We start from the raw sequence: 21,909 nt of genomic DNA, 5'->3' as shown, positions 1-21,909 counted from the left end.
TTCTCCCCTTTTAAAATTTCACTATTTAAGCATTTTTTATTTTTTCTATTTCCTTTGCATATCTTGCTTCCCCAAACAACTTGTGCATCACATATACCACACCGAAGAAAAGGGCTACGGTTATAACCCAAACTATAAAAGGATTTTTATAAAAACCTACAATTAGAAAACCTACGGCAGAACTTATTGCAGCGGTAAGCGCATAGGGAAGCTGAGTGTTTACGTGTTCTATATGAGGGCAAGCTCCCCCGGTAGAAGACATTATTGTCGTATCGGAAATAGGAGAGCAGTGATCTCCAAAAACACCACCGGATAAAACAGCGGCAATTACGGGGAGTAAATCAATTTTCATAGCAACTGCTAAGGGAACTACTATGGGGATCATAATTGCCCAGGTGCCCCAGGATGTGCCCGTAGAAAAAGCTATAAATGCCGAAAGCACGAAAATGGTAAATGGAACAGCCCATGCAGGGAATGTTTCCGACATAATACTCGAAACGTAAATACCCGTTCCCACTTCCTTACATATTGAACCAATGGTCCAGGCGAGCGAAAGAATGAAAAGCGCTACCATCATGGATTTTGCTCCCTGAATTACTGCTTCCATGGAATCCTTTAACCTGACAACTCCCCTAACCGAATAAAAGACTGCAGTTAACAGCAATGTCAACGAAGCACCCCATACGAGAGCAGTGGCTGAATCGCTGTTCATCACAGCGGTGAAAAATCCAGCTTTTCCATCAAAAAATCCGCCGCTATATGCCATGCATAATATTATTATTGCAATCAACCCCAATAAAGGTGCTACCATATCTATAGCAGAACCTTTTTGCGATTTTTCCAAGTTTTCAAACTCATCACCGGGCGGATTTTTCATGATTGAAGTGTCCCAGAGGCCGAGACCAGCAAGGGCTCTGTACTCGGACCTTGCCATAGGGCCGTACTCCAGATCGGTAAAGGAGGTCATAAGCACCATAAGAACAATAAGCCATGGGTAAAAATCATAAGGGATCATCTGCACGTATACCGTGTACGGATTGAGGTTAAGTTTAAACTGATCAAAAAGCGGAACCAGCAACGAAGCTACGTAAGCTACCCATGTAGAAATAGGTACCAGTGTACAAACAGGAGCTGCAGTGGAATCTATTATAAAAGACAATTTAGCCCGGGAAACTTTGAATCTATCGGTTACCGGCCTTAAAGCAGTACCTACCGTCATGCAGTTGAAGTAGTCATCCATAAAAATTAATACCCCGAGGCACCAGGTAATAAATAGGGCTACACTCCTGCTTTTTATATGTTTTTCTGCCCATTTTCCAAAGGCTTGCGGACCGTTTGCCCTGGAAACCATACCTACCAGAGAACCCAATAATGCGGTAAACAGTAATACCCTGAAGTTCCAGGATGGATCTCCGGCGGTATTAATAATGGTTTCCATTGCTTTCTTAAATGCTTCCCATATATTACCGCCTGTTAAAATTAAAGCACCGCTCATTATGCCTATAATTAAAGAACTCAATACCTCTTTTGTGATTATAGCAAGGCTTATAGCCAGAACCGGAGGCAAAAGAGATAATGCACCGTAATGTGCGGGTTTTTCTTCTTTCTGGCCCTCATCAGCCAACATAGGTAATGTAAAAGCCAGCAAAAGTAAGATTATAAGTAAAATAATAATTCCTTTTTTTGTCAAGATTGATCCTCCCTTCAAAATAATAATTTATATATATTTTTAAAAATCTTTTAACACCTCCTTATAATATAATCAAAACCCTTTTTTCTAAAAAAGCAAATTTCGTGCCATTTTATAACTTTGTTACAATTTTTACAATTTGTAATTTATACAGCCAGGAAAATTAAAAAATTTTTTTATATGCCCATATTTTGGCTTATTGCCAAATGTTATGCATTTATTTTATCAATTTATCCTCGTTTTGACAATATCAATTAATATACAAAAAAACGCCCAATTTAGGGCGTTTTTAATATTTATATTATCATATATTTTGATTGTCAAATTAATTCTTAAATAAAATGGTGGACGTGACGAGACTTGAACTCGTGACCCCCACAATGCCATTGTGGTGCTCTCCCAACTGAGCTACACGCCCACTGCTTTTTAAGAATAGCATATAAAGCGATTTTTGTCAATATTGAATAATATGGTGGGGAATTAGGGATTCGAACCCCAGACCTCTACGATGTGAGCGTAGCGCTCTAACCATCTGAGCTAATTCCCCACACTCATAAGATGATGGTGGACGTGACGGGATTCGAACCCGTGACCCTCTGATTGCGAACCAGATGCTCTCCCAGCTGAGCCACACGCCCACAATTTTAACATTTTATATTATACATTACAAATTGAAGAATTTCAATAACAAAACCATATTTTTTACTTTATCCTCCCTATTCTATCCAACGGCCATATTCTAAAGACAGCTTTTCCCACGATGTATTTTTTTGGCACGAACTTGTTAACCCAGAACCGGCTATCTTTTGAGTTATTTCTGTTGTCTCCCATCATAAAAAAATACCCTTCGGGCACTTTGTAAGGACCAAAGTTTCCTACCATTGGTTCATTTAAGTAATTTTCTTTATATTCCTTTCCATTAACAAAAAGCACACCTTCTTTTATCTCAATGACATCTCCACCCAGTCCTATTAACCTTTTTACGAAGGTTTGAGATGGATCATCCGGATATTTAAACACTACTATATCGCCCCGCTGCAAAGGTTTAATACGATAAATGTATTTATTGACCAGTATTCTATCCCCAATATTTATAGTAGGTATCATCGATCCCGTTGGTACTATCATTGGTTCAATGATATAAGCCCTTATTGCTAAGGCAATTACTAATGCAATAGCAATGGATTTTATCCATTCCATTAATTCATTTTTTAACTTATTTTCCATGCTACCACCTTTTCAATTTAGCTTTAACAAAAATACTTTTATATTATACCATAAAAAATTGCTTTTTGAATAATTTAAAAATACTCTATCAACGCGTTTTTAATTTCTCCGGAAATTAATTCTTGAAAATCAGAAGTTTTTAATAATTGGCGGTCCTGGGAATTGGTTATAAAACCTACCTCGATAATTACACCCGGAATTCTCGTGTTACATAGAAGAAAAAGCGATGAATTGGGATAAGGAATTCTAAAAGGAACCCTTTGCCCGGAAGAAATGTAAGCTTTTTCTAAATGTTTTTGAAGGATTTCGGCCAATCGCCGGCTTTCATAACTTTCTCTGTAGTAAAATACCATGGGACCTCTGACATTAGGCGCCCCTTTTTCTGAATTAACGTGAATGCTTAAAAAGATATTTGCGCCAGAGTTATTAATGATTTCAGCTCTTTCAATTAAATCCCTTTTATGTCTTGAACTGCTCTTATTATTTCTACCATCCAGGGATTCATCGGTAGTACGGGTCATTATAACCCTGGCTCCTTCTAATTCCAGGGCTCTTTTTAATTTTAAAGAAATCGAAAGATTAATATTTTTTTCAAGGGTACCATCCTTATGAAAAGCACCGCTATCAATACCTCCATGCCCCGGATCGATAACCACAACTTTTCCAGCCAAGGATTTTTTGATATGAAACACGCTAATTATTTGCGCTCTATGGAATTGAACATAATAAATTAAAAAAAATATAAGAAGCATTAATAATATTTTTTTACCTTGCCACTTTTTAATTAAATCCTTCATGAAATTCCTCCCCTGGTAACTCACTTTATAATAAAAAGATATTTACCGGGGAGAAATCTTATGATTTAAAATCAGCCTTTTTCTTCATTCCTTCCCCTTGTGGACGAGGCCAAAAGGCATAATAAATCTATTAATGCCGCTAACAGCAAAGTATCTTTTATACCGTAAATAAAGGCTAATTGGTTGATGTTCGAACTACCGGGCAAAATTCTGAGATGATAATTTTGCCTTATCGAAAGTAATCCTCCCGACAATGCAGTACCTAAGACCATACCCGTATTGCGCATAGTAGCCAGCACCCCGGAAGCAACACCCTGTTTATCCTTGGGTGCGCTTCCCATAACCGAACTGTTATTGGGAGTTTGAAAAAGTCCATTTCCTATGCCGAACATTATTAATCTAATAATAACATCGGTGGCTTTAATATTTAATGGCATTTTCGAAAGAAACAAAAGGGCTAAGGTGCATATCCCCGCACCGGTGGTGCTAAGAATCAAAGATCCCAACCTATCGGATAAAATTCCGCTAATTGGCGCTACTAAAAGAACGGTTAAAGGAAAAGCCGTCATTATAATTCCTATTTCCTTTGATGAAAATCCTGAACCCGAAAGATAAAAAGGCATTAAAAAGATCATCATATACTGAGCTGTAAAATTTAAAAGACAGCTCAGGTTGCTTGCCGCAAACATTCGGTTTTTAAAAAGTGTGAGATCCAGCATAGGATGGGAATAACTCTTTTCTCTTAAAACAAAAAATATAAAAGAAAATAGCGCTAACAAAATTAAAATTACAGATTTTAATGAACTTATACCAAACTCCTGTCCTTTACTCAAAAAAGTGAGCGTAGAAAATAAAAATACAAAAGCTAAAAAGGCTCCTTCAATATCGAAGGGCTCCTTTTTACTTCCCTCAAATACCGGTAACACATTGTAGGATAAAATCACCCCTAAGATGCCTATGGGGATGTTTATCAAAAAAATGGAACTGTGGCCGTAGTAAGTAAGCAAAAACCCTCCCAAGGAAGGTCCAATGGCTAAGCCCACCGCAACAGACATCGCATTAAATCCCAGGGCTTTTCCTCTTTCATTTTTAGGAAAGGTGTTAGTAATTATTGCAGGAGCCACCGCCATCATCATCCCCGCCCCTGCAGCCTGTAATGCCCTGAAAAGAATTAGAACATAGATGCTCCTGGCAAGACCGCAAAACAAGGAAGAAGCGGTAAAAACACCCATTCCTGAAATGTATAAGCTTTTATAACCCACCAAATCTCCCAGGCGTCCAAAGGTTAATAAAAGGCTGCTTAGTACCAATAAGTAAGACATAGAAACCCAGCTCACGGTTGTAACCGGAGCGTTAAACACTTTTGAAAAAGTAGGCATTGCGATATTTACTACACTTGCATCTATAGGTCCAAGCATACTTCCTATTAGTACCGCAAAAAGAATTCTGTATCTATTTTCCAATATTTTTGTGTTTTCCATTTGATCGCCTCCTATTGTGAAAAAGATATTTTTCTTATTTTCTTAATTTTCTTGATTTTTTATCTTATTCAGTATATATTTATATTAGAAAATACTTTTTTTAAGAATTTTAATTACAATAAAGATTATGATAATTTTCTTTATTTGCCAACAATTATCTTTTCCGTGAAAGGAGGGTATACTATGAAAGTTCCCGAGAAAAAAGATTTTACTCAGATAGCGGAATGTCCTTATTTAAAATGCGAAGAAACGTGTTACGGCATTGCATGTTATTGTTCACTGGAAGCTGTAGGAAAAAAAGAAGCCTGTTCTTTTGAGGTAAAAAAAGCATGCGAAGAAGAACACCAATGCACCGTTTAATTAGGCGGTTTATTGCCTTTTTTAACAACATATTTTACAAGACCGTTATCCCTATATCGATGAACCCATGTAGGAATTTCTTCTACGTCTTTTACATCTACCTTATTATCTTTTTTGTTTACCTCTAAAATTATTTTCAGTATTAAACCTTCATCGGTATAGGGTAATTTTTGTGCCGAAATAAAATTACCCAGCGAATACCGTATGTATTTTTTTTGAACCCCATTGTTATTTTCGAATGCCACAAATTCTCCGGGCTGAACCACATGGGGATGACTGCCCAGTACTATATCCGCACCTTCTTTTATTGCCTTTTGGGACAAATCTTTTTGAAATTGCGAAGGTGTTCGCTGATATTCGTTTCCAAAATGAAAATATACAACTAAAACATCGACTTTTTTCTTTGATCTACTTATATCATCCAGAATTTTATTTTCATCAATTATATTTACCAGGAAAGGTTTTTTAACGGGTATCCCATTGGTACCGTAGGTATAAGCCAAAAATCCAATTTTTACATTTTTAACTTCAATTATTCTCAGAATATCTTCTTGTTCATTTGAATTGGTCCCTACGTTTATAAGACCTCTTTCTTTTAATACCTGAATGGTCCTTAAAACCCCTTCTTCTCCTCTATCCATAGAGTGATTATTAGAGGTTACAACAATATCAAATCCGGCGTTTTTTAAAGCATCGGCTATTTCATCGGGAGCATTAAAAAGTGGGAAACCGGTAAATCTTCTTTCTTTTCCTGCAAGGGTGGTCTCTAAATTTGCTATTGCTACATCCCCCGATAAGATATCTTCCCTTACCTCGTCAAAAAAATAATCGAAATTATACTTTTGAGTTTTTTCGTCGTACCCCGAACGTATCTGGGGAACGTGCATCATAACATCCCCTGCAGCAATTAAAGAAATTTCTACGGTTTTAGAAGTTTCTTCTATATCTTCTTCCACGGGAACATTATTTTCCTTTTCTTTATCACTTACAGCAAAAACCGTCATTTCTTTAAAAATTCCTATTTTAAAATGCCACAATATAAAAAAAGAAAAAAATAATAAAACAGGTATTAAAATAATAATAATAAACTTATACGATCGCTTCATTTTCCGACCTCTCTTACAATAAATCTTCTCTTCCTATCTTTTTCAATTGCTCTACCACCTTTTTTACATCCTGGGCTTTTCTCTTGGGGCATACGAGAATTGCATCCTGAGTTTCAACAACAATCATATCTTCTAATCCCACCGCAGCCACCATCCTGCCGTTAGAAAATATGATGCTATTTTTTGTTTCTATTTCCACATGTTCTCCTCTTATTATATTACCGTTTTCATCGGGAGGGATGACACTCCCAAGGGAATCCCAGCTTCCCACATCACTCCACCCAAAATCGCAGGGAATTACGGCTACATCAAGGGCCCTTTCCATAATCCCGTAGTCTATAGAAATATCGGGCAGTTCTTTGTACACCTTCTCCAATTCCTCGTATCCCTTATTACTATAAAGCACATCTATTATCGATTTTAATTTATAATAAATCCTGGGAAGGAATCTTTCAAAATTATTTAAAATTACCCGTGTTTTCCACACAAACATACCGCTGTTCCATAGATAATCACCACTTTCAATATACTGCTTCGCCTTCTGTACATCGGGTTTTTCAACAAATTCCTTCACTTCATAAGCCGTTTTTATTTCATTAATTTTTATAGGACTTTCTTTATCGAATTTAATATAACCGTAACCCGTGGAAGGAAAAGTGGGATTAATTCCCATGGTTATTAGTTTATCCGTATTTTCAGCAATGCAAAAAGCAGCATCCAATACCTTTTGAAATTCATAAACATTTTTGATATAGTGGTCCGAAGGAAATACTCCGATACAAGAGTCCTTATCCCTTTTTTCAATTATCATTGATGCGTAGGCAATGCAAGCTGCTGTATTCCTGCCGAAAGGCTCTACCAAAATATTTTCTTCGGGAATTTCCTTCATCAGTACCTTTTTTAAAGTAAGCTCCTGAGCCTTATTGGTAACAATAATTATTTGTTCCGGTGGTACCAAATCCATTATTCTTTTTATTGTATCATTAATCATGGTGTCTTCGCCAGTAATATTTAAAAATTGTTTGGGTTTGGATTTTCTGCTCAGCGGCCAGAATCTCGTTCCTCCACCGCCGGCCATTATCACACCATATCTTTTCATAATATCCCCCCAGTTTATTTGAACGTTTTTATTATTTCCAATCTAAATTAATATTTATCTTTAATAATTAATATATCATAAAATTGAAAAAAGGCGGTAATATTTTCCGCCTAATCATTTATTCGAAAATTTTTCTAATATTCTCTTTGAAAGGAGGATATATAATACCTTTTTCAGTAATAAAAGCGGTAATATTCTCATGGGGAGTCACATCAAAAGCAGGATTAAATACCTTAATCCCATCGGGAGCGGTCTTTTTTCCAAAACTTTGAATAACCTCTAAAGGGTTTCTTTCTTCAATCGGTATTTTTTCACCGCTTTCGGTGTTAAGGTCAATAGTAGGCGTAGGTGCTGCTACGTAAAAGGGTATCCCAAAGTGTTTAGCTAAAATGGAAAGCCCTAAGGTGCCAATTTTATTTGCCGTATCTCCGTTTGCCGCTACCCTGTCGCAGCCGACTATCACCGCATTAACCCATCCTTTTGACATTACACAGGCGGCCATATTATCGCAAATTAAAGTTACATCAACCCCGGCTTCTTTTAACTCCAACGCAGTCAAACGGGAACCCTGGTTTACCGGCCTGGTTTCATCGGCAAATACTTTTATTTTCCATCCCTTTTCGTACGCTAAGTAAATTGGAGCAGTCGCCGTACCGTATTTTGCGGTCGCTAACTGTCCAGCATTGCAGTGAGTCAGTACTCCGTATCCGTCCTTTAATAATTGTAAACCGTATTCACCTATTTTCCTGCATATTTGTTCATCTTCCCTGTGGATTTTTTGAGCTTCTTCTTTTACAAGGTTTTTAATCTCCCAGATGGGCCTATCCTTGGATTCAACAATCCTGTTCATTATCCTGTTTAAAGCCCAGAACAGGTTTACAGCAGTAGGTCGCGAAGTGGAAAGGTATTCCGCTTTATTTTTCATATAGTTGTAAAAACTTTCAAAGCTATCCCCGGGAGCGCTTTTTGCCGCAAAATACATGGCATAAGCCGCTGCAATCCCTATCAGGGGTGCTCCTCTAACTTCCAGGGTCTTTATACTTTCCCATACTTCTTCGGGAGTACTTTTTTTATTATACAGTATTTTATCGGGCAATTCCCTTTGATCCAGTAAAAATAAATTTTCCCCATCCCATTTTAACGGCAATAGTCCTTCTTTTGGCATAAAAATTCCCCCGTCATGATTTTTATGAATATTTTATCATGGCGGGGGATTTTAAACAAGTTTTAACACATAATTATATTATGCAGCCTTTAATTTCATCCTTGAGGCAATTTTATCCACAATTAATGCTATGGCGTTATCTCCGGACACATTGCAGGCTGTGCCGAAGCTATCCTGAGTGAGGTAAAGGGCTATCATCAATGCAAGCTGGGCTTCTCCAAAACCGAGCATGCTCTGCAAAATACCGAGTGCTGCCATAACAGCACCTCCGGGAACCCCGGGAGCCGCAACCATAGTAACCCCCAGCATTAAAATAAATCCAGCCATTTTGCCTAGAGTAACAGGCATACCCGAAAGCATCATAACTGCTATTGAACAGGTGGTCAATGTAATTGTACTGCCCGAAAGATGAATTGTGGCACAAAGGGGCACGACAAATTCTCTAATACCTTCGGATACACCATTATTTTTCGCACATTCCAGATTTACCGGTATGGTAGCTGCCGAAGACTGAGTTCCGATAGCTGTTAAATATCCCGGTATCTGGTTTTTCAAAGCCATTATCATGCTCTTTCCACTGTAAAGGCTTGCCACAAAGAATTGAAGCAAAATAATTGTAAGGTGCATAGCTATTATAAGAACGAAAACTTTTCCGAAAACGCTTAATATCTTCGCTACTTCTCCCGCATGAGTCATGTTGGCAAATATTCCTGCGATATGAACGGGTAAAAGTGGAATAATCAGCTTTTCAATAACCATCTGTACAATCTTCTGGAATTCAGAAACAACGTTGTATAAATTTTTTTCCTTCAATGAAGCCATGCCTATTCCGAGGATAAATGCGATAACCAGAGCCGACATTACTCCGAATAGAGGCGGTATCTCGATAGTAAAAAATGGTTTCAGGAGTTTTTCTTCGGGATTTGTCGCTGAAAAGGATGATGAATAATGAATGAATTTGGGTAAAACATTTGTGGAAACTGTAAAAGCAAAAAAGCCGGAAATCAAAGTGGAAATATAAGCTATGACCGTAGTAATTGCAAGAAGTTTTCCTGCTCCATTGCCCAGCTCAGCAATACCCGGTGCTACAAATCCAACAATGATGAGAGGTATGGCAAAACTCAAAAAATTGCTGAAAATTGAGTTAAAGGTAGCAAAAATTCTCACAACCGGTGCGGGCAAGAAAGCACCGATTAATATACCAAGAATGATAGCCGCTATCAATCTCGGTAAAAGACCCAAATTAAAACTCTTCATCCGGTTTCCTCCCCCAAAAAATAAAAATATATAAATATAACATTAAAATTATAATTATTATTGAATAACAATGGTATAATTATTTTCTTCCAGAATTGTTTTTAATTTACTCACATGCTCTTCATCCGCCGTCTCCAATTCCAGCTCTACCTTTGCATAACCGATTAGCACATCTTTTGACGACCTGTGATGGGTTACCGATAATACATTTGCTCCTGTTTCTGCAATCAATGCCAATAGTTTTGATAATGTTCCGGGCCTATCGGGAATAAAAGTATCAATAAATACTTTTCTTCCTCCTTTCACGAGGCCTTTATCTATTACCCTTGCAAGAATGTTTACGTCTATATTCCCTCCGCTTATCACCGCCACTATTTTTTTGTTTTTATAATTATTTAGTCTGTTTAATACGGCGGCGACGCTTACGGCACCGGCACCTTCTGAAACTACTTTTGCTCTTTCAAGGAGCAGTAATATGGCATTGGCAATTTCATCTTCATCCACAGTTACAATTTCATCCACATATTTTTGAATGATACTGAAAGTTAAATCTCCCGGTGTTTTTACGGCAATTCCATCGGCGATGGTAGGAGCTCCCTCCACAGTAGTAATTTTTTTATTTGATATGGATTCTGCCATGGAAGGGACATTTTTGGTCTGCACACCGATTATTTTTGTCTTAGGATTGATACTTTTCACAGCAATGGAAATACCTGAAACAAGCCCACCACCGCCAATTGGAACCACTACAGCATCCACATCAAAAAAATCTTCCATTATTTCTAACCCTATTGTCCCCTGACCTGCTATTACATAGGGGTCATTGAAGGGATGAATAAAAGTTGCCCCGGTTTCCTGCTGTATTTCTTTAGCTTTAGCATATGCCTCGTCGTATACACTGCCATGAAGGACTACCTGGGCGCCGTAACTCTTAGTCGCCGATACTTTCGATAAAGGAGCATGTTTTGGCATTACTATCGTTGATTTAATACCGTATAAAGTGGCACTGAGAGCAACGCCCTGAGCGTGATTGCCTGCTGATGAAGCAATTACTCCTTTTTGCTTCTCTTCGGGCGTCAAATGGGCTATCTTGTTATAGGCTCCTCTAATTTTGAAGGACCCGGTTTTCTGCAGATTCTCCATTTTCAAGTATACGGTATTCCCCGACATTTCGCTTAAAGTGGTGTTATGAACAAGACCGGTTTTATATGCTACATTTTTAATAATCGCCCGGGCGTCCTGGATTTCCCTCAAAGAAATATCCATTTTTTTCACTCCTAAGGATCGATATTAAACATTACCTGTGGGCAATTACTTCGATTTCTATCAGGGCACCTTTTGGAAGCTTGCTAACTTCAATAGTAGACCTTGCAGGAGGGTTTTCGGGGAAATATTTTCCATAGATTTCGTTCACTTTTGCAAAGTTATTAATATCGGTGATGAATATGGTGGATTTTACCACGTTTGAAAAATCCATTCCTGCAGCAGCCAGGATATTTTTAATATTTTCCATTACCCTGGTGGCCTGGGCTTCTATCCCTCCTTCCACCATTTCCCCAGTGGTAGGATCCAGTGCAATCTGGCCGGAAGCAAAAAGAAAGTCTCCCACCATCACTGCCTGGGAATAGGGGCCAATAGCTTTGGGTGCCTGATCGGTTTTGATAATTTTCTTTTCCATAAAAACACACTCCCTTTCTTTTAATTTTTATTTTTTATTTTTTTTATAAAAAAGATATTTATTCAAGCTTATTTAAGTACCTGTAAATTGTGTTTTCCGACGTTTTTAGCCTCTTTGCCACCTCTGTTACCGCTCCTTTTATTAAAAACACTCCCTTTTGGTTAAGCTTTTGGACAATGCTCATCTTCTCTTCCGGCGACATTCTTTCCGGAGGAATATCCACTTCTGAAATGGCTTTTTTAATCATTGTCTGCATTAAATCCTCTAAGGAAATTGTCAAATGCTCGTAAACTTCCGAATTATTCTCCCCTCTCTCAGAATTTGCATTTTCTTTTTTTGCAAAATCATATTCTGCTTTTTTATCCCTATCCATTATAAAACTATTTAAAAATTCCCGGGCATTTAAAGCTCCGGTTAAATCCACATTTATGCACAGCATTCCGATTAAATTCCCATTCAGGTCTTTTATAAAATAGGTAGAAGACCTTAAAATCTTCCCATCCACTGTTTTTGCCGAATAATTCAAAAGATAATCTTTTGTGAGATACTCTTTATCATTAAGCAATTTTATCCCCAGGTCGGTTAAAGGTCCCCCCACCTTTCTTCCGCTTATATGAGAGTTTTTGATCGCTACTATGGACGATTCCACATTGGTTACATCGTGAAGAACAACTTCACAAAAGGGCCCTACAATCCCTGCGATAAAATCTACTAAAGGTATATAAGATTTTAATACCTCATTATTTGCCAAAATCATTACCCCCTTTAATAATTAATTCAACATCATTATAAAAATTCCTTCTTTTAATAAAAAAATTTTTTTATGATAATATTTTAGTTTTATGTTGATTACAATAATTAAACCCCTCAAAGCTTGCTCAAGCTTTAAAGGGGTTATATGAATAATAATTATAATTTATTACTGGACCCGAGAACATTTCTTATTTTGTGTTTTACCATTTCTTTAATTGCTTCCCTGGCAGCACCTAAGTATTTTCTCGGGTCAAATTCCGATGGATTTTCTGCCAAATATTTTCTAATCATTGCCGTCATTGCAAGTCTTAAATCGGTATCTATGTTTATTTTACAAATACCAAGGCTTGCTGCTTTTCTCAACATTTCCTCCGGAACTCCCTTTGCACTGTGGATACTGCCGCCGTATTTATTGCAGGCCTCCACAAATTCAGGAAGGACCGTAGAGGCCCCGTGCAGTACCAAAGGAAATCCCGGAAGCCTTTTCATTATTTCTTCCAACCGTTTAAAATCTAAGTAAGGTTCACCTTTAAATTTATAAGCTCCGTGGCTTGTCCCAATGGCAATTGCTAAGGAATCCACTCCTGTTCTTTCTACAAACTCTAAAGCCTGATCCGGATCCGTAAAGGTAGCTTCCCTTTCACTAACACTTATATTATCTTCTACCCCGCCTATCCTTCCAAGTTCTGCCTCGACTACTACACCATGCTCATGGGCGTAATCCACTACCTTTTTTGTAAGGGCTATGTTTTCTTCAAAAGGAAGTTTTGAACCATCTATCATTACCGAGGTAAATCCATCATCAATACATGCTTTGCAAATCTCAAAACTTTCACCGTGGTCAAGGTGCAAGACTACAGGCAACCCGGTATCTTCAACTGCAGCCTCTACCAATTTTTTTAAATAAATAGGTCTTGCGTACTTTCTTGCCCCTGCAGAAACCTGTAAAATAAGGGGAGAGTTTTCTTCCTTCGCTGCTTCTACAATTCCCTGAATAATTTCCATATTATTTACGTTAAAAGCACCTATTGCATATCCACCTTCATAGGCCTTTTTAAACAATTCTTTTGATGTTACCAGCGGCATTTTTTACCCTCCAATTTTTCATATTAATTCTTTAAAAATTATATAACATATTAATGAAAATGTGTATCATTTATTTTTTTATTATGTGAAATTATTTTATTTCCAATGCTATAATAATTATAAATAATTAAAAAAAGAATGGGGAGGGCCTATTTTGGCTTTCAATACAAAAGCCATAGTTGCAGGGATAATAAAAAATATTCAAGATGAAGAAAGCATCGTAGAGTTAGAACTTCTTGCAAAAACCGCAGGGGCTGAGGTGGTTGCTAAAATAGTTCAAAGAAAAACATCTTATGACCCTGCTTTTTACATCGGAAAAGGCAAGGCACAGGAAATTGCCGAAGTGGCAAAAGCCCTTGAAGCAAACGCGGTAATTTTTAATGATGATTTAACTCCTGTGCAGATTAGAAATTTAGAAAATCTAATCGAGCTCCAAATAATCGATAGGACAACTCTTATTTTGGATATTTTCGCTCAAAGGGCAAAATCGAAAGAAGGGAAAATTCAGGTGGAGCTCGCACAACTTCAGCATTTATTACCCCGCCTTACGGGTAAAGGAATAGAACTTTCCAGATTCGGTGGCGGCATAGGAACAAGAGGACCCGGTGAAACAAAATTAGAAACCGATAAAAGGCACATAAAAAGAAGAATTGCCTACCTAAAAAAGGAATTACAAAAAATAAAAGATAGCAGACACCTTTTAAGAAGTGCAAGAAAATTTCCTGTTATATGCCTGGTTGGATATACGAACGCCGGAAAATCCACATTGATGAACGCTTTGACCGATGCAAAGGTTCCCAGCAACGACAGGCTCTTCGATACCCTGGATACCACCACCAGACTTTTAATACTCCCCGACGGGAGGAAAGCACTGCTTTCGGATACGGTAGGTTTTATTAGAAAACTTCCCCACGAGATTGTCGAAGCTTTTAAAGCTACCTTAGAAGAAATAAAAGAAGCAGATTTGCTTTTACTTGTGGCGGATGGATCCAGCAGGAATTTTGAGGAAGAAATAAATACTGTATTTAAGGTGCTTAAAGATATCCAAGCAGATAATAAACCAATTGTCATCGCTATTAATAAAATAGATAAAATTAATTCTTCTTGTATCCTCCCATTAAATTCAAAAAATACCGTGGAAATTTCTGCTTTATACAAAAAAAATTTAGATGAACTGCTTAAAATGATTTGCGAAAACCTTTCAAAAACAAGAAAATTTGCTGAATTTCTTATCCCATACGATAAGTTATCTATTGTTGATATTATTTATCAAAATGGATTAATTTTCTCAAAGGAATGTTTACCCGAAGGAGTAAAAATACAGGGAGAAATAGAAGAATTCGTAATTAATAAATATAAAAACTTTTTGGTTAACAAATAAAAAAAAATTTTAGTCGAGCACTTGATATTTATATTTATTTCGTTTTATACTTTAATATAATAAAGTATTAACGGGAATTGTTTCCTTGATTTTTTATTTTTTGGAGGTGGACAAATTATAATGGAAATACTTGTTACCTTAGATACGGTTAAAAACTACGGAGAAAATAAAATCATTAAACTCCCCCCCGGTACCCTTGTAACAAAAGAAGCCAGTATTTATGCGGCAGCACACGGTTTAAAAATTTATATAGGTGATGAACTTTTAGAAGCTCCAGCCCCTTTTAACGGGACTTTGGCACAAAAAGCAGTAATTTCTGTAATCGGAGAAGATAGAATAGGTATTATAGCCGGAATATCCGACGTCCTTGCATCAAATAACATCAACATTTTCGACATTACACAGACCTCTATTGAAGGCCTTTTTACGATGATAATGGTGGTGGATATTTCAAAAAGCACCGTTAGTTTTGAAGAGTTAAAAAAATTACTCGCCGAACGAGGAAATTCCCTTTCCGTAAGGGTAGATGCTCAAAGGGAAGAAGTATTTCGATACATGCACAGGATTTAGGAGGAAAAAATCATGAGTTTTACGAGGGATGAAATTATAGAGACAATAAGGATGGTGCAGGCAGAAAATTTAGATATAAGGACTATTACCTTAGGGATAAGCCTTAGAGATTGTTGCGACCTTGATATTAATACAGTCGCCAAAAAAATCTACGAAAAGATTATGAAAACCGCTGAAAAATTGGTACCCGTCGCGCGGCAGTTAGAAGCAGAATTTGGAATTCCGATTGTAAATAAAAGGATTTCGGTTACACCCATTTCTATCATAGCCGAATCCTGCTTGGAAAAAGACCTTATGCCACTGGCAAAAGCGATGGACAAAGCTGCAAAAGACCTGGGGATTGACTTTATTGGAGGTTTTTCGGCACTTGTTCATAAAGGTTTTACCAGGGGGGATATAAATCTTTTGAACTCCATTCCCGAAGCCCTTTCCCTTACCGAAAGGGTATGTTCTTCGGTTAACTTAGCTTCCAGCAGAGCAGGTATTAATATGGATGCCGTCCTTGCCATGGGAAATATTATCAAAAAGACCGCCGAGCTAACGGCTGAAAAAGATGGTATAGGCTGTGCAAAACTTGTGGTTTTCGCAAATGCGGTGGAAGATAACCCGTTTATGGCCGGTGCTTTTCACGGTATCGGAGAACCGGAAGCATCCATTAATATTGGAATCAGCGGACCAGGGGTTGTAAATACGGTATTAAGGCGTATGGGTGAAAAGGCGGATTTTGGGGAAATAGCTGAAGCAGTAAAAAGAACGGCTTTTAAAATAACCCGTGCAGGTGAATTGATCGGTCGGGAAGCGTCTAAAAGATTGGGAATTCCCCTCGGAATAATAGACCTTTCCCTTGCTCCCACGCCGGCAATAGGTGATAGTATAGCGAACATCCTGGAAGCCATGGGCCTTGAACGTTGCGGTGCTCCCGGAACTACCGCTGCCCTGGCTCTTTTGAATGACGCTGTTAAAAAAGGAGGTGCGATGGCTGCCTCTTATGTGGGAGGACTTTCGGGAGCTTTTATCCCCGTAAGCGAGGATGCGGGTATGGTAAAGGCAGTAGAAGAAGGCGCTCTTACCCTTGAAAAACTTGAAGCAATGACCTCGGTATGTTCGGTAGGACTTGATATGATTGCGATTCCGGGGGACACCCCGGCAGAAACCATTGCTGCCATTATTGCCGATGAAATGGCAATAGGAGTAATAAACAAAAAAACTACTGCTGTTCGCATCATTCCTGCCCCCGGTAAAAAAGCTGGTGACAGAGTAGAATTTGGAGGCCTTTTGGGAAGGGCTCCCGTAATGCCTGTTAACAAATTTGATTCATCCCTTTTTGTGAAGCGAGGCGGCAGGATCCCTCCGCCCATTCAGAGTCTGACCAATTAAAATTTAAAAATGCCCGGAAACGCTTTTTGCACCGGGCATATATTTAACGCCATTAAACAGGGAGCTCAGGGTAAACTGGTTGGATGTTGTTGACGATGAAAAGGAAGAACATATAGAAATAATTTCAGGCGAAGGAGCTTTTATATCATTTAAAATACTCGGGGTAAAGCTGCTTTAAATAATTTTGATCGTAGATAACCCTTGTAAGATGTTCTTCCATTAATTCTTCAGCTTTTTTTTCATTTCTTTCTTTAATTGCTTTTAAAATATTTTTATGGTCATTTACCGTCCTTTGCATGTCCATCACTGCAAAGTTGAGAATCCTTATCCTGTCAAAGTGCGACATCATGCTTCTAATGAGATTAAAGGTTAATTCCTTTTTGCACGCTTTAAAAATTATCTCGTGAAACTTATTATCCAAAAGGAGCAGCTCTTTATAATCTTTACGTTTTACTGCCAATTCCTGCAATCTAACATTATCTTCCAAAAACATCAAATAATCTTCCGTAATTGTTCCACAAACTAATTTTATTACAGCCTTTTCCAGAATGCTTCTGGCGAAACGGGATTCTTCTACCAAATCCAGGTCTATTTTTGAAATATATGTCCCTTTTTGAGGATATATTTCCACAAGAGATGCTTTTGATAATTCTATAAAGGCTTCTCTAACCGGGGTACGACTTACACCCAGCAAAGATGCTATTTCACTTTCACTTATTTGCTGCCCCGGTTTCAGATTTAAATAAATAATGTTATGATATAAAACCCTTATTACAAATTCTCGGGCATTTTCCTTTGGATACCTTTTAAGAATTTCTAACATTTTAGCCCTGCTTTCATAGGTTTTGGTAAATCAATCTTCATTTTTACCGGAGATTTTCTCTAATGCTTCCCACAATCCCTGTAAATATACAGCACCCAAGGCTCTATCGTATAGACCATAGCCGGGACGCCCAGTTTCTCCCCATATCATTCTCCCGTGGTCCGGTCGGATGTATCCGGTAAACCCGCTTTCGTAAAAAGCTTTCATAATTTCAAACATATCAAACGACCCACACTTGGATAAATGAGCGCTTTCATAGAAGTCTTTATCCGATTCAAACTTAAGATTTCTTACATGGGCAAAATGAACCCTGCCTTCCTTCACAAATTCCCTTATTATTGATGGAATATCATTTTCTCTATTTGCACCAAGAGAACCCGTGCAAAGAGTAATTCCATTATAAAGACTATTATTTAACTCAAGGAATTTCCTTATATTGTTTCTATTAGTAATAACTCTGGGCAGGCCAAAAACCGGCCATGGAGGATCATCCGGGTGTATTGCCATTTTTATATCGTACTTTTCCGCATAGGGAATTATACAATCCAAAAAATATTTCATATTGTTCCAGTATTGCTCCTCGGTAATATTTTTATACCTCTCTAAGGTTTCCGAAATCTCCTTTAATCTTTCCGGCTCCCACCCGGGTAATTCCACTTCTTCTGGTTGTTCGGTAAATTTTTCAGCAAAGTTTTTGGGTTGTATTTTTAACACTACATCATGTTTATAAGCCATAGTTTTAGAACCATCTTCTAAAACCCTCTCAAGTTCCGTCCTCAACCAATCAAAAACCGGCATAAAATTATAACATATAACTTTTACTCCAATTTCTGATAGATTTTTCATCGTTATTATGTAATTTTCAATATATCTATCCCGGTCTTTTTCTCCCAATTTAATATCTTCATGAACATTTACGCTTTCTATTACTTCCAAACTGAGTCCATATTTTTCCACTTCTTCCTTCATGGCTTTTACTCTTTCTTTGGGCCAAACTTCTCCTACCGGAATATCCATCAATGTTGCTACAACACCCGTTACTCCCGGAATTTGTCGAATGTACTCAAGGGGAATTTTATCAAATCCCTTTCCGAACCATCTAAATACCATTTTCATTGGCCATTTACCCCCAATTCGGTAAATTCTTTTAGTGTTCTCCTTACAGCACCAACACCGCTAACTAATTTCTCAAACATTTGCTCTACTTTTGAAGCCAAACCATAGTCATAAAGATTTATTCCGAAAATTTTCTCATCGGATAATATCGGTTTTAAAAATTCCGTAAAAGGCCCTTTTTCCCCAAGAGAAATTTTCTTTATATGCCTTTGCAATTCGGTAAGCATGGGGTCGGGGCTTGGAATAAATTCTTTCCCTTCGTCATCTATCCCCATCAAATATCTAAGCCAGCCAGCAAAAAACAGAGGAATGTAGGTTAAACTTTTTAAATCCTTATTTAAACGAACGTAAGCTTTCAAGGTTTCCCCAAAGCGCACCGGTATTTTTTGAGATGTATCACAGGCTATCCTTTGCGGAGTATCAGGTACAAAAGGATTGGGTAATCTTTTTTCTATAACTTCCTTTATAAAATCCTCGGGGTTAATAATTCCCGGATTTATTACCGTCGGAAGACCTTCTTCGTATCCAATTTTTTCCACAAGTGCCTTTAAATTTTCATCCCGCATTTCCTCGTAAATAAATGAATAATTTAAAAGGCATCCGAAAATTGCTAAAACCGTATGAAGAGGGTTAAGACATGTACAGACCTTCATTTTTTCTGCTTTTTCTACCGTTTCCCTATCGGTAAAAAATACTCCTGCTTCTTCTAAGGGTGGCCTTCCATTAGGAAAATTATCTTCAATGACAAGATATTCAGTTGGTTCAGCATTTACAAAGCAGGAAACATATGTATTTTTGCCGGTTTTATAAATTTTTACATCTTCCAATCCATCGGCTTTAAGTAAATCCATAACTTTTTCTGAGGGTCGTGGTGTTATCTTATCGATCATACTCCAGGGAAAGGATACCATTTTTGAGTCACATAAATAATCTAAAAAACCTTTTTCTACCTTTCCTTTTTCCATCCATTTTTCAGCGAAAAACTTCACTGCCTCATAAAGTTTTGTCCCGTTATGGGCAATATTATCCATACTTACCAGTGCTAAAGGCAATTCACCGGCTAAATATCTTTTATAGCATAAATAAGCTATAGTCCCCATTACACTTCTGGGTTTTTCAGGAAAATTATCTATATCGCTTAGTACTTCTTGAAAATACTCTCCTTTTGCATTTTCTAATGCATAGCCCTTTTCCGTAATTGTAAAAGATGCTATCTGCAAGGAGGGAGATATAAAAATTCTTTCTATTTCATCCATATTCTCTTTAACACTTAACGCACTGACTATGCTTGCAATTACGCTTTTTTCAATTTCCCCATCCTCTTTCAAAGTTACTAATATGCTTAAATTTTCATAAGGCAAATATACCTTTTTTATTACTTCATCATCGTAAGGAGCACAGGCTATGATTCCTTTATCGCTTAATCCTTTATTTAAAAGATTTTGCTGGAGGGAAGCCAAAAAAGCCCTGAATATATTTCCGGCACCAAAATGAATCCATACAGGTTCTTTTAAAGTTTTTTCTCGTACCTTTTGTACATCAAATTGGGGCAGTTTATATCCTTTTTCTTCCCAAATTTGTCTTTTTTTAAGTGAATCAAGATTTAATTTCATGCTAACACCCACTACTTTAGAATTTGTTAAATTATTTTTACTAATATACTACCATGTTAGTATATTTTAGTCAATAAAAAAATAAATTATAATTTTTTCTATTAAAACAACAAAAATTTAATTCTTTATATTATAATATTGGAATAAGTTAAATAAATGAGTGTAAATGACAAGGAGGATTTTCATGGATAATCCTGTAATCAAAACGAATGAAGTTTTGAGCAATAGAAAAAAATTTCAGGTATTGATTGCTTTATTTTCCGTATACCTTTTCTGGGGCGGAACCTACCTAGGAATAAAGTTCGCTATTGAAACAATCCCTCCGTTTATAATGGCTGGAACCCGGTTTTTATTGGCAGGCCTTATTTTATATTTCTGGTCACTTTTATCAGGTTATAACAATCCTACGAGAAAACAGTGGTTCAGTGCGGGAATAATCGGTACACAGCTTCTATTTTTCGGAAATGGATTTGTGGTATTGGCCGAACAGCTTGTTCCATCAGGAATTGCCGCTACTATTATCGCAACTGTGCCTTTGTGGATTATTTTATTAGAATGGTTGTGGAAAAAGCAAAAAAGTCCAAACAAAGGCGTTATTCTGGGAATAATTTTGGGTTTTGCCGGTATTTTAATTCTTGTAACAAACTCTTCGGGTACGCCAGATAAAAATAATATTAATCCTCTTGGTGTAGCATTATTGTTGTTTGCTTCTTTTTCTTGGTCCCTGGGTTCATTATCTTCAAGAACCGTAGATCAGCCCCGATCCCCATTATTATTTACTGCAATGCAGATGATTGTGGGTGGAATTCTACTTTTCCTGGCTTCAATATTAAAGGGCGAATGGGCACATTTTAATATCTTTGATTTGTCCTTCCGGTCTTTTTTATCACTACTTTATTTAATAATTTTTGGTTCAATTGTAGCCTATAACGCGTATATATGGCTCTTAAAAAATGCTGATTCTGCCCTGGTCTCTACCTATGCTTTTGTAAATCCCATTGTAGCCGTATTTATTGGTTGGCTTATAGCCGGTGAACAACTTACAGTAAATACATTAATAGCCACAATAATAATCATTTTAAGTGTTATAATAATTACCATATTTAGAAACCGTAATTAAAAAATATAATCCTTTTAATTTGTTGACTATTAATAAATCTTAATATATCTATAAGATTCTAAGTGTGGGAAAAATAAATGTAAAAAATACAAAAAACCCCTTATAAAGACATTAAACTCTTTATAAGGAGTTTTTTTTTATCCTATAAATTGATATAAATTTGGTAGCCCTAAGGGGACTCGAACCCCTGTTTCCGCCGTGAGAGGGCGG

At 37.2% G+C, this 21,909-nt stretch carries 20 protein-coding genes and 3 tRNA genes; 5 read left to right on the top strand and 18 right to left on the bottom strand.

What is annotated here, in order from left to right; translation table 11 throughout:
• Positions 1-25: 25 nt before the first annotated feature.
• The 7 genes from ACPLOV_RS03090 to ACPLOV_RS03060 all read right to left on the bottom strand — a co-directional run bounded on the left by ACPLOV_RS03090 (position 26) and on the right by ACPLOV_RS03060 (position 5,195).
• Positions 26-1,690 carry a Na+/H+ antiporter NhaC family protein gene (locus tag ACPLOV_RS03090; protein WP_424909676.1) on the bottom strand — a complete coding sequence of 555 codons (1,665 nt, stop codon included), beginning with the start codon at positions 1,688-1,690 and terminating at the stop codon, positions 26-28.
• 342 nt (positions 1,691-2,032) lie between these two features.
• Positions 2,033-2,108 (bottom strand) — tRNA-Ala (locus ACPLOV_RS03085).
• Between the two features lie 52 nt (positions 2,109-2,160).
• Positions 2,161-2,237 (bottom strand) — tRNA-Val (locus ACPLOV_RS03080).
• A gap of 15 nt (positions 2,238-2,252) precedes the next feature.
• Positions 2,253-2,328, bottom strand: a tRNA-Ala gene (locus ACPLOV_RS03075).
• Positions 2,329-2,392: 64 nt separating this feature from the next.
• A complete protein-coding gene (gene lepB / locus ACPLOV_RS03070; RefSeq protein WP_424909886.1) occupies positions 2,393-2,917 on the bottom strand; it encodes a signal peptidase I in 525 nt (174 codons plus the stop codon).
• A gap of 74 nt (positions 2,918-2,991) precedes the next feature.
• Positions 2,992-3,714 carry an N-acetylmuramoyl-L-alanine amidase family protein gene (locus ACPLOV_RS03065; RefSeq protein WP_424910621.1) on the bottom strand — a complete coding sequence of 241 codons (723 nt, stop codon included), beginning with the start codon at positions 3,712-3,714 and terminating at the stop codon, positions 2,992-2,994.
• A gap of 71 nt (positions 3,715-3,785) precedes the next feature.
• Positions 3,786-5,195 (bottom strand): MFS transporter, encoded by a 1,410-nt coding sequence (locus ACPLOV_RS03060; protein WP_424910620.1) that lies wholly within the window; start codon positions 5,193-5,195, stop codon positions 3,786-3,788.
• Positions 5,196-5,378: 183 nt separating this feature from the next.
• Here ACPLOV_RS03060 and ACPLOV_RS03055 point away from each other — a divergent pair, with 183 nt between their 5' ends.
• Positions 5,379-5,555, top strand: a complete 177-nt coding sequence (locus ACPLOV_RS03055; protein ID WP_424909889.1) for a hypothetical protein — start codon at positions 5,379-5,381, stop codon at positions 5,553-5,555.
• On the opposite strand, the gene ACPLOV_RS03050 is transcribed toward ACPLOV_RS03055, so the two are convergent.
• The 8 genes from ACPLOV_RS03050 to fba all read right to left on the bottom strand — a co-directional run bounded on the left by ACPLOV_RS03050 (position 5,552) and on the right by fba (position 13,699).
• The gene (locus tag ACPLOV_RS03050) at positions 5,552-6,661 is read right to left on the bottom strand and encodes a CapA family protein (protein ID WP_424910619.1); all 1,110 of its coding nucleotides are present in this window, start codon (positions 6,659-6,661) and stop codon (positions 5,552-5,554) included. The two genes, ACPLOV_RS03055 and ACPLOV_RS03050, sit on opposite strands and share 4 nt — an antisense overlap.
• Positions 6,662-6,674: 13 nt before the next feature.
• Positions 6,675-7,760: a mannose-1-phosphate guanylyltransferase gene (locus tag ACPLOV_RS03045; RefSeq protein WP_424910618.1), complete on the bottom strand. Its 1,086-nt coding sequence runs from the start codon at positions 7,758-7,760 to the stop codon at positions 6,675-6,677.
• Positions 7,761-7,878: 118 nt separating this feature from the next.
• Entirely contained in the window at positions 7,879-8,925 is a 1,047-nt protein-coding gene (gene mtnA / locus ACPLOV_RS03040) for an S-methyl-5-thioribose-1-phosphate isomerase (RefSeq protein WP_424910617.1), read from the bottom strand.
• 78 nt (positions 8,926-9,003) lie between these two features.
• Positions 9,004-10,182, bottom strand: a complete 1,179-nt coding sequence (locus tag ACPLOV_RS03035) for a dicarboxylate/amino acid:cation symporter (protein WP_424910616.1) — start codon at positions 10,180-10,182, stop codon at positions 9,004-9,006.
• 57 nt (positions 10,183-10,239) lie between these two features.
• On the bottom strand, positions 10,240-11,448 hold the full coding sequence (gene ilvA / locus ACPLOV_RS03030) for a threonine ammonia-lyase (RefSeq protein ID WP_424909326.1): 1,209 nt from the start codon (positions 11,446-11,448) through the stop codon (positions 10,240-10,242).
• Between the two features lie 31 nt (positions 11,449-11,479).
• Positions 11,480-11,860, bottom strand: coding sequence for a RidA family protein (locus ACPLOV_RS03025; RefSeq protein WP_424910615.1), 381 nt, complete (start codon positions 11,858-11,860; stop codon positions 11,480-11,482).
• Positions 11,861-11,918: 58 nt separating this feature from the next.
• Positions 11,919-12,617: a helix-turn-helix transcriptional regulator gene (locus tag ACPLOV_RS03020; protein WP_424909327.1), complete on the bottom strand. Its 699-nt coding sequence runs from the start codon at positions 12,615-12,617 to the stop codon at positions 11,919-11,921.
• A gap of 152 nt (positions 12,618-12,769) precedes the next feature.
• Positions 12,770-13,699: a class II fructose-1,6-bisphosphate aldolase gene (gene fba / locus ACPLOV_RS03015; protein ID WP_424909328.1), complete on the bottom strand. Its 930-nt coding sequence runs from the start codon at positions 13,697-13,699 to the stop codon at positions 12,770-12,772.
• A 154-nt stretch (positions 13,700-13,853) separates the two neighbouring features.
• Here fba and hflX point away from each other — a divergent pair, with 154 nt between their 5' ends.
• The 3 genes from hflX to ACPLOV_RS03000 all read left to right on the top strand — a co-directional run bounded on the left by hflX (position 13,854) and on the right by ACPLOV_RS03000 (position 17,027).
• Positions 13,854-15,080 (top strand): GTPase HflX, encoded by a 1,227-nt coding sequence (hflX, locus tag ACPLOV_RS03010; protein WP_424909329.1) that lies wholly within the window; start codon positions 13,854-13,856, stop codon positions 15,078-15,080.
• Between the two features lie 294 nt (positions 15,081-15,374).
• Positions 15,375-15,650, top strand: a complete 276-nt coding sequence (locus tag ACPLOV_RS03005) for an ACT domain-containing protein (protein ID WP_424910669.1) — start codon at positions 15,375-15,377, stop codon at positions 15,648-15,650.
• Positions 15,651-15,662: 12 nt separating this feature from the next.
• Positions 15,663-17,027 (top strand): PFL family protein, encoded by a 1,365-nt coding sequence (locus ACPLOV_RS03000; protein ID WP_424909330.1) that lies wholly within the window; start codon positions 15,663-15,665, stop codon positions 17,025-17,027.
• A gap of 145 nt (positions 17,028-17,172) precedes the next feature.
• On the opposite strand, the gene ACPLOV_RS02995 is transcribed toward ACPLOV_RS03000, so the two are convergent.
• From ACPLOV_RS02995 to ACPLOV_RS02985, 3 genes are read right to left on the bottom strand one after another with little or no spacing between them, the layout of a single operon-like run.
• Positions 17,173-17,850 (bottom strand): GntR family transcriptional regulator, encoded by a 678-nt coding sequence (locus ACPLOV_RS02995; RefSeq protein ID WP_424910614.1) that lies wholly within the window; start codon positions 17,848-17,850, stop codon positions 17,173-17,175.
• 30 nt (positions 17,851-17,880) lie between these two features.
• Complete coding sequence (gene uxuA, locus ACPLOV_RS02990; protein ID WP_424910613.1) at positions 17,881-18,966, bottom strand: mannonate dehydratase; 1,086 nt, start codon at positions 18,964-18,966, stop codon at positions 17,881-17,883.
• Positions 18,963-20,579: a mannitol dehydrogenase family protein gene (locus ACPLOV_RS02985; RefSeq protein WP_424910612.1), complete on the bottom strand. Its 1,617-nt coding sequence runs from the start codon at positions 20,577-20,579 to the stop codon at positions 18,963-18,965. The genes uxuA and ACPLOV_RS02985 overlap by 4 nt, the downstream gene beginning before the upstream one ends.
• Positions 20,580-20,763: 184 nt before the next feature.
• Here ACPLOV_RS02985 and yedA point away from each other — a divergent pair, with 184 nt between their 5' ends.
• Positions 20,764-21,699, top strand: coding sequence for a drug/metabolite exporter YedA (yedA, locus tag ACPLOV_RS02980; protein WP_424910611.1), 936 nt, complete (start codon positions 20,764-20,766; stop codon positions 21,697-21,699).
• Positions 21,700-21,909: the final 210 nt, after the last annotated feature.

Origin of the sequence: Thermovenabulum sp. (assembly GCF_049723235.1) — a bacterium.
In the GTDB taxonomy this organism is placed as follows: domain Bacteria; phylum Bacillota; class Thermosediminibacteria; order Thermosediminibacterales; family Thermosediminibacteraceae; genus Thermovenabulum.
This window is presented reverse-complemented; position numbering and strand designations above follow the sequence as displayed.